9 protein-coding genes and 1 tRNA gene are annotated in these 13,222 nt (G+C 31.8%); 2 read left to right on the top strand and 8 right to left on the bottom strand.

What is annotated here, in order from left to right; all coding sequences use genetic code 11:
• Positions 1-60: 60 nt before the first annotated feature.
• Both BC961_RS07580 and BC961_RS07575 read left to right on the top strand, forming a co-directional pair.
• Positions 61-135, top strand: a tRNA-Val gene (locus BC961_RS07580).
• 554 nt (positions 136-689) lie between these two features.
• Positions 690-1,307, top strand: a complete 618-nt coding sequence (locus tag BC961_RS07575; RefSeq protein ID WP_121925258.1) for a class I SAM-dependent methyltransferase — start codon at positions 690-692, stop codon at positions 1,305-1,307.
• 219 nt (positions 1,308-1,526) lie between these two features.
• Here the strand turns inward: BC961_RS07575 and BC961_RS07570 are convergent, their stop codons facing one another.
• The 8 genes from BC961_RS07570 to BC961_RS07535 all read right to left on the bottom strand — a co-directional run bounded on the left by BC961_RS07570 (position 1,527) and on the right by BC961_RS07535 (position 13,111).
• Positions 1,527-2,963: an FAD-dependent oxidoreductase gene (locus BC961_RS07570; protein ID WP_121925682.1), complete on the bottom strand. Its 1,437-nt coding sequence runs from the start codon at positions 2,961-2,963 to the stop codon at positions 1,527-1,529.
• Positions 2,964-3,176: 213 nt separating this feature from the next.
• The gene (locus tag BC961_RS07565; RefSeq protein ID WP_121925257.1) at positions 3,177-3,815 is read right to left on the bottom strand and encodes a response regulator; all 639 of its coding nucleotides are present in this window, start codon (positions 3,813-3,815) and stop codon (positions 3,177-3,179) included.
• Positions 3,816-3,821: 6 nt separating this feature from the next.
• A complete protein-coding gene (locus BC961_RS07560; RefSeq protein ID WP_121925256.1) occupies positions 3,822-4,556 on the bottom strand; it encodes a sensor histidine kinase in 735 nt (244 codons plus the stop codon).
• Between the two features lie 56 nt (positions 4,557-4,612).
• Positions 4,613-7,357 (bottom strand): PAS domain-containing hybrid sensor histidine kinase/response regulator, encoded by a 2,745-nt coding sequence (locus tag BC961_RS07555; RefSeq protein ID WP_170151297.1) that lies wholly within the window; start codon positions 7,355-7,357, stop codon positions 4,613-4,615.
• A 16-nt stretch (positions 7,358-7,373) separates the two neighbouring features.
• Complete coding sequence (locus BC961_RS07550) at positions 7,374-8,804, bottom strand: hypothetical protein (protein ID WP_121925255.1); 1,431 nt, start codon at positions 8,802-8,804, stop codon at positions 7,374-7,376.
• A gap of 10 nt (positions 8,805-8,814) precedes the next feature.
• Entirely contained in the window at positions 8,815-11,406 is a 2,592-nt protein-coding gene (locus BC961_RS07545) for a carboxypeptidase-like regulatory domain-containing protein (RefSeq protein WP_147440537.1), read from the bottom strand.
• Positions 11,407-11,634: 228 nt separating this feature from the next.
• Positions 11,635-12,441: a COG1470 family protein gene (locus tag BC961_RS07540; protein WP_245980853.1), complete on the bottom strand. Its 807-nt coding sequence runs from the start codon at positions 12,439-12,441 to the stop codon at positions 11,635-11,637.
• A 73-nt stretch (positions 12,442-12,514) separates the two neighbouring features.
• Complete coding sequence (locus BC961_RS07535; protein ID WP_245980851.1) at positions 12,515-13,111, bottom strand: peptidoglycan-binding protein LysM; 597 nt, start codon at positions 13,109-13,111, stop codon at positions 12,515-12,517.
• Between the last annotated feature and the right edge of the window lie 111 nt (positions 13,112-13,222).

Below are 13,222 nucleotides of genomic sequence, written 5' to 3'. Positions count from 1 at the left end.
GAATACGATTTCTAACTGTATATTTGCACACGCAATACCGAAAGATATTGCAACCCGAAAGGGCGATTAGCTCAGCTGGTTCAGAGCACCTCGTTTACACCGAGGGGGTCGGGGGTTCGAACCCCTCATCGCCCACAAAACTTCTTAAGAAATTAAGGAGTTTTTTTTTGATATATGGATAATCTTTGTCATCAATTTCAAAAATCATCGATATCCAATAGTTTGAAATAAAAGCAGTTACTTTTAAATACCTTATTTTAGAAAAGTGTTATACACTAATTTATTGTTCTCTACCGATTTTAAAATCTACTTAACGATTTCAAAGACCTTTCAATAGCTTAAAAATAGATTTAATAAAGCAGGTCAAAGTTGAAGCTTTACCAGAACTATTGCACTATTTTTTAAGTCATTATAAACATTAAGTAATGCTAAGCTATATTTTGTAATTTTCATTTTATATTTTAATGCATATTTATCTATACTTTTATCATCCAAGGTTTAATTAAACTAAAAAAGGGATTGTATTCTAAAAAATCGTTAAAATGTATTGAACAAAGACTTGGCGATTAGCATTGTAAATGTTGTCCGAAAAAAAATAAACTGTGTAAGAAAATAAATAGTTACTAAATTTGTATATATAGTAAGCAGTAAAACGTTTTTAATAACAATTAAACGGAAGCAAGGAAATTATGAATGAAGCTAATAAAGATCAATGGGAAACAGTCTATGAAACTAAAAATCCAGAACAAGTTAGTTGGACACAAGATGTTCCAAGAACTTCTCTTGAGTTTATTCATTCTTTTAGTTTAGATAAAAATGTCGAAATTATTGATATTGGTGGAGGAGATAGTAAACTGGTAGATTATTTATTAGAAGAAGGATATAAAAACATTACCGTCTTAGATATTTCAGCAAAAGCACTGGAAAAGGCTAAAAAGCGATTGGGAGCAAAAGGTGAGAAAGTTAATTGGATTGTAAGCGATATAACTGAATTTGTTCCAACAAGGAACTATGATATTTGGCACGACAGAGCGACATTTCATTTCTTAACGACACCACAACAAATTGAAAAATATTTACAGTTGGCCAGAAAAGCAGTTAAGGGATATTTAATAATTGGAACCTTTTCTAAAAACGGACCAACGAAATGTAGTGGACTAAATATTGTACAATACGGTGAAAATGATTTGGAAATTGCATTCAAAAATGGATTTCATAAAGTAAGATGTATCACTGAAGATCATAAAACACCTTTCGAAACGATTCAAAATTTTACATTTTGTAGCTTTAAAAGGGAGTCTGAATAAATTTATAAAGTTTTGATAGAAACATTTTAATAAATTGTCGTTAGAAAGCAATAGCATAAAATGTAAATTCTCATTTTTTAGTAAAATTTAATTTTAGATTATAATATTGTATTATTTACAGCTAGAGAATCTCAGTCTAAGCATTATAGAAAAGAAAGATTTGTAAAAATTTATTTTAGATTATTGTACGATTGATTCTATTGTAACAAGATTTTATTATTACTTTTTCTTTGCAAGACTTCCGCGCGGTGAATTACCTTCTAAAAGTACCGTTTCAGAATGCAGGAATAGTGCTGCTTCAGCAGAATCTTTAACTTTGACAGCAGTTCGTTCTATCATTTCAGATTCAAAATCTTTCAAAATAGTATTTCTGAGTCCATCTATTTTCCATTGAGAGGAAGATTCACACTCTTTAGTAATGGCTCGTGCCAATGCTAATGCATCAAGTAATGCTTGGTTTGCACCTTGTCCCTTGAACGGACTCATAGGATGTGCAGCATCGCCTATTAAAGTACTGTTTCCAGCATTAATTAGTAAATCTGAATCGAGCAATTCTCTATCGTATGCAGGATAACCAGAGATTTGATTAACAGAAGTAGCTTTTATTATCGCAGGAATAGGAGTGTGCCATTGACATCTTAGAATTGCTTCTTCTTTTAGTGATTTTTGTCCTTTAGCACTTAAGGTTAGCGCTTGATTTTCTGTCATTGGAAAACTAAGCTGCCACATAACAGATTCTGAGTCGTAAGGCATTATATATATTCGTTCGCTCCCATTGGCAGTTTGAAAGACAGTAGCAGAATCAAGTAACGAGCTATTTGTATCTTCGATTGCTGTTAAAGGACAAATTCCTAAAATCACAATACAGTTTAGATATCGTAGTGGAGTAGTTGTTTCTCCAAATAATAATTTCCGTACGGAACTTCTAATACCATCAGCACCAACAATTAAATCAGCTTTTGTATTTTTCATTACGCCGTCAACAAGGAAAGTTAATTCCATCGATTTATCTGGAGCTTCTTTGAAATCTATGAGTTGGTGATTCCATTTAATACTTTCTTGTATATCTAACTGTTCTAATAAAGCCTTTCTAAGGGATTGACGAGCAATATGTATATTAGTTCTTTTTTTCGAATTTTTAACATCGCCGTCTAGCCATTTTCTAACTCCCCATTCCCCCAGAACAGCACCATCCGTATTATGTACGATATGCTTTGTCGAAATTACTCCGTCATACAGTGACTTTATTCCTAACGCGTTTATTGTTTTACTAGCTTGCTGTAAAGTGAGGCCGTAACCCTGAGATCGCGAATCAAAATCTTTGTCGCGCTCATAGATTGTAAAAGGAATTCCTCTATGTAAACAAGCTACAGCTAATGCTGCTCCACCAATTCCACCACCAATTATTGCTATCTCTGGAAATTTATTTTTATCTTGAAGAGGATATTCTGAACCGGGAACAATACCAAGTCCTAAGCAATCTTTACAAGTATATAAATGTGCTTTGGGAATTTTTGGAAGTTGGGCAATTTCTTTACTTTTCTCAAATTGTTGCAAAGCTAATTTGTACTCGTATTGCGTCTTCTTGCTGAGGCCATGGCTTTTTTTACCTTGTCCTTTACATTCCTTGCAAACATTCCATTTTGTTTCTTGCATTTTTTCCACTTCCACTAGAACTATTTCTGTAATAATTAAATATGATATTTGATACAGCAAATTTAATTCAAAAGTACAGTTAGATAGTATTAGAACGACTAAATTTGATATAAAGATAAACTTCACATAATTAATTGCTTCTAAATAAAAAAAGACAAAACAGATATTTTCTATTTTGTCTCTCTTGAAATCTAAAACTATTCGATTACAAAGTTATTCTTTATAAAGCCTCAAAACTTCAACGAGCTCTGGTATAGACTGTATATTTAGCTTTTCAAACAATCTATTTTTGTACGTGCTAATTGTCGATGAATGTAAATTTAATGTGTTCGAAAGTTCCTTTAAAGGTATTCCTTCCACTAATTTATTAGCAATTTGTAATTCTCTATTTGATAATGATTCAATAGGAGTACTATTTGTAGGACCATTTAAAGATTCTGAAATCATTGCATCTTTCACTTCTTCAGAAATATAACGTCCTGAAGTCAGCATAGCATTCAAAGCTTTCTCAATTTTAGCAGAGGAAGATTCTTTATTCAAATAACCATCAGCTCCCAATTTTAAATAGCGCAACGCGTAAATCAGTTCATCTTGGGAAGAGAAAACAAGTATTTTAATTTTTGGCTGTTTCAATTTTACATAATTGACAGCCTCTTGAAATGAGCCATTAGGCATATTAACATCTAATATAAGTAAATCATAAGAATCGTTAGAAATAGCAGTGTACAATGATTTATAATCATTTACTTCAGACAAGTGAGCGTGAGGTTTCAACTGTCTGATTACATGAAGTAATGCCATTCTTACAATTTCATGATCATCCGCAACTAGAATACGATCAATTTTTTGCATATTTTATTATTTATCGATTTGGGGTAGATAAATGGAAACTGTTGTTCCTTCGTCCAATTTGGACTTAATTACAATTTTACCATATAACAAAAATACAAAACTTTGAACGATTTTCAAACTTAAACCTGCACCGATTTCGCCCATCGTTCCTGCAAACACCGAACTTTCGAAAGAAAAGATCGAATCTATATTCTTTTCATTAATTCCAGTGCCAAAGTCTGTTATCGATAAGATGAATTCTCTATCGGTTTTAGTAACATTTAGAATTATTTTGCTTTGCTTATTTGAATACTTAATGGCATTATCAACTAATTTGTTAAGTATAAAATGGATTAAAGTGCGATCAGTTATTAGTTCTAGAGTACGATCACCTTCAAATTCAAAATTTAATTCTTTTGCAGTAATTTTGCTATCTTGCTCTTCCTGAAGTTGTTCAAACAAGTTGAAAGCATTAATATTTTCATTTTTAGGTTTGAAATTACCATACTGCGTTTTTAACCAATCACTAGTATCTTGAGCCGTATTGAAATTCTTTGTAGCGTCTTTTTTAATTTGAGGCAACATTTTAAAAAGATCTTCTTTACCAATAATATTATCGTCGTAAGCTTCGATTATCCATTTTAAATTGCCAAATATTTGCTTAGTATCATGAGAAATCAAAGAAATCCAACCTGTCAAAAGATTATTTTCGTTTTTAAGTTTTGTGTTTTCTAGTTGTAATTCTTCAAGCGTATTGATCATTAGTACTTTTTTATTAATTTTTAATTCGAAAAGGGGATTGCGAATTTAGTTATTTTTTACTCTTTACCAATCCACTTTTTTAGCATAGTAGCTAAAGTTAATTTTAATAAGGGTTTAGCTAAAAAATCATTCATTCCTGCTTGGACACATTTTTCTTTTTCACCGGGTAAACTTCCTGCTGTCAAAGCAATTATAGGAATCTCGATATCTTTCTCTAAACTGCGTATTAATAAAGTTGCATCGATTCCATTCAATTGAGGCATTCTAATGTCCATTAAAATAAGATCTAAACTTTGTTTTTTAAACTGTTCAACCGCTTCCTCGCCATTAGAAGCTTCAATGATGTTACAATTGGGAATTAATTCTTTCAGATAACTTTTAGTTAAGAACATATTAACTGGATTGTCTTCAGCGACTAATATCGTTACTCCGTATTTTATAACATCAGATTGCTTTTCTTCAATCTCAATAGCTTCTTCCTCAATTTTACTATCATTTTTAAGTTTAGAAAGTACTTTGTACATTAAGTTCATTCTAATTGGCTTTACCAATCTATTATCTACTTCTAATTCCTCACAGGCTTCCTGAAGTGTTTCATCGTCAGAAGAGCTATAGAGTACAATAAAAGGAGCATTTTTATTTAAATCTTTAATTTTTCTGATCGTCTCAATACCATCCATAACAGGCATATGATAGTCCATGATAATTACGTCAAACTTGGTTTTTTCCATCATTGTAAGCACTGCTTGCAATCCGCTGTTAACTTCTGTAACTGCTATTCCTTTTATTTCTAACATTCTACGAAGAATCATTCTATTGTTGTCATTATCATCAACAATTAGAACGCTTTTTATTCCGTCAAGCTCCATTTTAAATTCTTCTTTTTCAGTGTCGAAATCAATGTCGAAAAAGAAATTACTTCCTTTGCCTTGTTCACTTTCTAACTCAAGCGCACTGTCAGACAATGCTAGAAGTTTGTTCGAAATTGTTAACCCTAATCCTGTTCCACCGAATCGCTTTGTAATACTAGCATCTTCTTGAGAAAAAGCATTAAATATTTCTTGCTGCTTATCAATATGAATCCCTATTCCAGTATCACGCACGCCAAAACGCATTTTTAATCTACTATCGCCTAAGTCGTCTAATACTTTAACGTATAATTTGATTTCTCCTTTTTCAGTAAATTTAAGTGCATTACTTAAGAGGTTTACAAATATTTGCTTGAGTCTCATACCGTCTGCCCAAATATATCTTGGTGCGGTTTGGTCAATATCGATTAGCATTTCAAGACCTTTTTTATTGGCACTGTAAGAGACAATATTGAACGCTTCAGAGATTACTTCTTCTACATCAATTTTGTCGATGTCTAATTTCATATGGTTCTTTTCCATTTTCGAAAAATCCAATATGTCATTTATTATGCTGTACAGTGAGATACCAGATTGATTGATAATTTCTAAATATTGTCTCTGAGTGTCATCTAAATTAGTTCCTAAAGCAAGCTCAGTGAAACCAATTATTCCATTCAATGGCGTACGTATTTCGTGACTCATATTAGCAACAAACTCAGATTTAGCTAAATATGCTTCTTCGGCATCTTCCTTTGCTTTTCTAAGTTCTTCATCGATTCTCTTGCGTTCCGTGATATCAATTACGTTAGAGAAAATTTGCTTATTACCGTTCTGATCTTCATCTAGAGAACACATAAAGTACCAGGTTGATTGCTCACCATCTTTTTTGATGATTTCCATTTCACCGGCTGCGTAACCTTGTTTTTTAATTTCACTTAAGAAGAATTCTATTCTATTATGTCTTATTGGATCGATAAGATCATAAAGCGATGAAGTGCTCATTTCTTCTTCTGAAAAGCCTGAAGCAATTAATCCAGCTTTGTTTACTTCGATAAAATTTCCATCAAGGTCTAAAACACTTAATATTCCACTAATATTTTCGAATACTTTCCTGAATTTTAATTCACTTTTACGTAATAACTTTTCTTTTTGTACATACTCAGTAACATCTCTTCCTATAGTATATGCGACGTTTAAGTCAAGATCAGACGAGCAAGTCCATTCAATCCATTTAATTGTGTTGGATTTCGTAAGATAACGATTAGTGAAATTTTGAATCCGTTCACCCTTGTTAAGAGTGCTCATTGCATTTAAGGTTTCTTGTTTATCCTCTTCAAATACAAAATCTATAAAATTCGCTTCCATAAACTCTTCGCTTTCCCAACCAAGTGTTTTTTCGAAAGCGGGATTGATTTTTATAAATTTGCCGTCAAGCGAAAATATTCCAATTAAGTCATCTGCAAACTCAAATAAATGATCTTGATTAGTCAAACGTTGCTCTTTTTCTTTGATTCTAACCCAACGATTTAGCTGTTGGATTGATTTGTCAAGATAGATTTTGTTTTCTGGCGTAAGAATACGCTCTTTAGTATCAAAAATATTTAAGCTTCCTATAATAACATTATTAGAATCCGTTATTGGAAAAGCAGTGCTGAATTTCACATCTAAAGCACTTGCTTCATGAGCAGTTTCTATTTCATTATCATCAATTGAAATTTGATCGAATTGTTTATCAAACGGCCAAATTTTCTCAATGGAATTGTCATTTGTCGCTATTACATACGCTTTGTCATCGCTAAAAAGCGTCACAGTACATAAGGCTACGTCAGTCATACTAACGATTGAAAAAATCAAAAAATCAAATGCTTCACCATAGCGGTTTTCAAATATGCTTAATTTATATGTAGTGTCTTTTTTAGCGGCGTTATGTGGATTTTCAATTTTTTCCATGACTTAAAATTTTTTATTATAAAGCTGTAAAGCTGTAAATTATATTAATACCGTATATTTTCTTTTGCTGCTGAACTAACGACTGCGCTGACTCTGGTGATATTGTATAGATAACATTTAAATTCTTGTCGATTGCAGGATTTCCTTTATCTATTAATTTTTTAGGAGTAGTAGTGAGTGTTTGTTTTTGTGTGTTTCCTTCAACACTAATTTGCAATATAGATGAATTTAAAGTCGATTGCACACCATTAGAATTAAAGTAATTTGCAGCAGATTTCACATACAGTTCATATTTTTCATTATTAGAAACCCGCAACTGATTAGGAACAGTTTTGCTTTGTCCTTCATTATATTGCTGCATCGTATTGAATGTAAAATTCACCTCAGAGTTTCCGCCAGGAACCGAAATTTCTGATAATGCAGGAACCACTAATGTAACTTCAATTTCTTTTTCTGAGTTAACTTTATTAGCACTTTTGGCATCAAGCACAATTTGAAAAGCATAAGTTCCAGCTTCGAAAAAGTCATTTTTAAAATCTTCTGAACTAATTGTTAGATTTAAGTCGAAAACGCTTCTATTGCCACGCTCCACTTTAAAAGCACCCTCTGCAGAGTGATTATTAAACTTCTCAGTAATTAATTTAGAATTAATTTTTGGGTTGCTACTACCCAATTTAACTGTTGAAATAGTAAATTTTCCATCTTTTCCATCTAATGGTTTAAATGTAAATTCCTTTTTTCTACTCTTTGCTGCTAAAGTAAAATCAACCGTATGGCCAACTTCCATTGTACCAAGATTTACAGAAAGTTGTGAACCAGAGCGGAAATCATTTAATGAGTTAATAGTAACATTTTTACTGTCAGCACCTGAAATCCACTTAATCTCTTCGGGAATGGAAATAAAAACATTAAAATTATCAGGACTAAATTGGATTGCATACCAACCGCTACGACCATAATCCTGCACTACCTCTAGTTTATACTGCCCTGCATGAAAGGTATTGCCCTCAATTTGTAATGATGGTACTCGAAAACTAAAATTTATATCTCCTTGATTATACTTAGAGCCACCACTAGGTTGATACCATGTTTGAAAAGAATTTGTAAACCATTTATATCCCGGTAACACGTCCCCAGAATCAAATGGTGGAGTTTGGTTTCCAATCTTCGCTAGTTGCCATTGAAGAACAGATGTAGGTAATTTAAATTCACCAGAGGAAGTATGCTTAAAATTTTCACCTGAATCAGACCTAATTTTTGGGTCTATTCCGCCCACTCTCCATGACTTATTACCTTGGCTATTCATTACATTTTGAACTGTTACAAACTCAGATCGATTAAAAATGGAGTTTCCTGGAATTGTGATTCTAACATCTTGCGCAGAAACAGACTCTGTACCTGTCAGTAAAAAAAATAGTGCGAAAAATAATGTATATAGTAGTTTCATATCGTACGATTTAAAATTTCTTGACTTTGATCTGTCTGTCTTTTTTCACGTAATTGAAAAGAAGCGTTTCAGAATAGTCAGCATTGTTTAATTGTATTGTTTGAGATGATTTAACATACTCGTATTTATTGTTTTCTATAAAAATGCGGTATGATCCATTTTTAAGGTAGAATTCAAATTCATTATTTTGGTCGACCGCGGTGTACGTTTTTTGTCCTTTATCATCTTCTGCATAAACTACAATTCCACGAACATCTGATTCTAAATCATCATAAGTTTGCTTCACTTCAACCAGTTTACCTTTTACCTTATTATTTTTTCCTAATCCTATTTTTAAATTTACATTTTTACCAACTATGATTTCAGGATCCTGCATTAAGCGAACGCCCACGCTTTCATTCACACGTAACTTATAAGTTCCTTTCGGTACATTTCTAAAACTTACTTTGCCATTCTTATCGGTTTTAGCAACGTAACTATCCAACTTGATAATTTCTTCTGCCATTAAATTTTCTCCTTTATCTAATATACCATTTAAGTTTTTATCTTGAAAGAATTGTAAACTAATAGTGTGATAGCCACCCGAACCTCCATTCGAAAAGTATTTCTTAATACCAACCTTGTATTGATAATTATTTCCTTTAAAACTATTTGCAAGTAAAGATTGATAATTGGAATAGTTAGCATAACCTGTAGCGGCCCAACTTTCTGTTATTTTATATTCGATATTTGCGTTAGCATTCTGATTTACATTATTGTAAAGTTCAGAATAATTAAGTCCTGCTGATAGATAACCTTTGATTTTATTTTGTAAAGCCGAAAAGTTATACGAGGAATAAGCACTATAGTTTATAAAATTATCACTGCTTTCTGAAAAATAATTTAAATCATAAATAGTATTAGGATTAAACTGCGCTGTACCATTCAAAGAAAAGTTTTTAAAACTGTAGCTTAAAGTTGTTTTAAAACTAGAAAATTTATAAAGCGTTTTTGATGCTTCAGAGTAGGAGTACTCCGCAGTTAAATTAATTCGATGAGATTTAATTGCAGTACCAATATCTGTGCGAAATCGATATGATAGTATTCCTTCATTGATAAGGTTGTTAATATTCTTTTGTTTTTCTACTTGCGGGCTAAAAGTAAAATTCCAATTATTTTTGGAAATTTGATATCCTAACTTTAATCCATGCGTACTGTAGAAATTGTAGGAATCAAATAATACTTGTCCATTATTGTCTGTCACCACTTGATTGTAAAGATATTTTGGTTTAGACTGTGAATTTTGATATTGTAAAAACAAGCGCTGTTGTTCTGTAAATCGATATCCAATGTTCTGATAGGTATTGACTGAACCTCTGTTCATTCCTACATAATTACTTGACGCAAAGTTAGTAAGTGAATTTAAATCCCAACGCTTATCCCTATAGTCATAATTAATACTACTCATAAAACCAGCTTCTTTATTGTCGTTTAACGCACTTTGCTCATGACTTAGTCCGGTTTCAATTCTGAAATTATGATTTTTATTGATTTGAAATCCAGAGCTATAGTGCATTATTTGCGAATCAATCGATAGTCTAGGATCATGATCGAATAAATAAGATATTTTACCATTAAAGCTGTTGTAATCACCAAAGCTGTATTTTGCTCCGATAGTTTTTGAACTTTCAAATCCGTTAGTGTAAGTACTAAATATATTGTAGTTGTTGTCAACAGCTAAAACTTCTAAATTTCTTTTAGAACCTAAATTTGCTAAAACTTTAGCTCCACGACCAGAAACGGAGTAATCATAATCGTTGCCATAAATATTTCCTAATCTGATTGAGGACCCTTTACGTTCTATATCAAGATAGGTGTCATATATGCTAAATTTATTTTCACTGTTGTAATAATCGATCGCAGTATTAAAAGTGCCTCGAACTTCGTTTCCTAAATTAAGTTGGGTATTTGCTTTTAACTGAGTGTAATCAAAACCACTGCTCAGTTGATTATAAGCTAACTCCATATAGTTTTTGTCAGTGGCAATGTTTGAATTACGCATCAATTGAGTGCTATTAGAGAGAACCATTATCTTAATGGTATTGATATTAATTATTTTGTTTTTGTTAACATCAGTGACTTTAACTTGTATATTGTAGTTTGGAAAATATACATTTTGCTGGCGCATTGAAAGTTTTAATTCAACAGTTTTTTTTTCCTTCCCTTCTAAATTTAAAATTATTTGACGTTCTAAAAGTTTTAGACCTGCGAAGTCTGAATCAAATTGCAATCGTACGGATCGACTTGCATAACCCGTATTTTCGACAAATAATGAAATTGTAGATTCTGGAATCAAGGGATTAATGTAATTCTCTTGAGTGATTGGATAAATTAGTACATCTTCTTCCTCATTTATTTTTCTTTGAAAACTTGCTCCTATAGTTTTGCTCTTTTCATCATCTAACGAATAAGAAAGTTCAAATTTAATTTCGTTCGAGCTCATCTTCATAAATGGAGTACTAGCGATAAACTTAACAAATACTTTTTCAGTTTCACCAATGCCAATAACTGATGGAGTTTTAGGCATAAGTAAAATTCCAGGGTAATTTGCACTAGCTATCAAACTGCTAATATTTAGTTTCGTTTTCGATAAATTTTTTATGTACAAAAAATTAGTAAAAGTTTTGCCTTGTGTGACTTTAATAGTGTCAGCTTCAAAATAAAACTTAACCTCATTATCTGAGGTTTGCCCAAAGATATTTGTAGAAAACATAAAGAATATAAACAGTAGCAATGCAACCTTTCTTTGTAGAAAAGATAATATGTTAATTGAAGATTTCAATAATAAAACTTAAAATTCAAAAGATTTTTCACCAACTCGTAAATCATTCGAACCTGCCATTTTAACAATGATTACTCCTGCATATTTTCCTTTAATATTTTCTGGTAGCTTGTGTGTGATATTTTGATAAGTACCTGGCATCATCGATAGATTTATCGGAGTCAATTTAATTTCCTCACCAGAATCCATGTTTGTTAGTTCTAACTCTACTGCAGCATCATTTACTACAGAACCGTCGTTAAAAAGGCGGATTGCTACCGCTTGAGAATTATCAACCTGTTTTGGCGTCGCTTCAATACTAATGATATCTACGCTGACTGAATTGCTAGCGGCAGGTGTGTAGTAAACGTGAAGTCCAAATTCAAATAAGGCTATAATACCTATTCCCTTATCTAATTTCAGCTCATCTTTTTGCTTTCCTATTTGTGTAAAAAATAGCATAGAATTTGTCATTTCTACTGTCGATGCATTTGCTGGAATTTTCATTGTAACTAAAACTTCCTGCGTCGACTTAGCAGGTAAATTAATATTTTTTTCAAGAGTAGAAATCCAAGCCGAATTGGTTTGTTTTAATATTCCTGGCTCAAAGTAGACTTTAGTTCCATCTTCTTCACGATTCCAGTCTTTTACATTTATATTGAAAATGTAATCATTTGCAGATCCGTTATGAATCACAACATTTTGAGTTACTGTTTCACCAGGATTACCTGTAAAAAATAAGCGAGTAGGTGACATTGAAACTCCTTGAGAAAAGCCAACTAAAGCGAAACCTTGGATAAATATAAAAGTTAATACAAATTTAAAGTAATTGTACATTTGGATTTGGGATTAAATTATTATTTAAAAAGTTTTATTAGGTAGGTAATTAAAACTTTTTGAAAGATGCGTTTTACAAGGCACTTGCAGTGTAAGTAACCGTTTGAGTATAACTTCCTGCTGGTTTACCTAGTATATCAGTAGATGATGATTTTGCTTTTGGAATTATATAATCTAAATCTAATTGTAGTTTAAGTCCTAAAGCGGCTGAGCCTACAAGAACTTGATCTGTTGTCGAAAGTATAATGGGAGTTGATTTCCCCATCAACGTTGAAGACTCATTTCTTTGTATGGTGATAACATTAATTGGAATTTGGTTAATTCCATTTTCAAAATATTCTCCATTAGCTCTCACTTTAACATCAAAAGCTTTGCTGAAAGTAACTACCAAGCTTTTTGGTACAGTAGCTGTTTTTTGAGAGTTATAGTCTGAAACAGTTTCGTATCTAAAATCAACAGCACCACCATTTGCAGCGCTTTCTGAGTCAATTGATAAAACGTCTGCTAGTGTAATATTAACTTTAGTTGCTACTTCCTGCGCTTTAGCAAAAGATGTAGTTAAAATTAATGCACTAATAAATAATACCCTTAAAGTTGAAGATTTAAATGGTAAAAGCAAAAACAAACTTTCTTGAAATCTTTGTAGGTAGGTTTTCAAAATGTTTTTCATAATAGGTTAGTAGTTTGGGGTGTTTCTACAAATTTCAATTATATTTTTCTTAAATAATTTAATTGTAAATATATAATCGTAGCAAAATAGACATTATTTAAATATTCTCCT

The organism is Flavobacterium weaverense, from assembly GCF_003688495.1.
GTDB lineage: Bacteria > Bacteroidota > Bacteroidia > Flavobacteriales > Flavobacteriaceae > Flavobacterium > Flavobacterium weaverense.
This window is presented reverse-complemented; position numbering and strand designations above follow the sequence as displayed.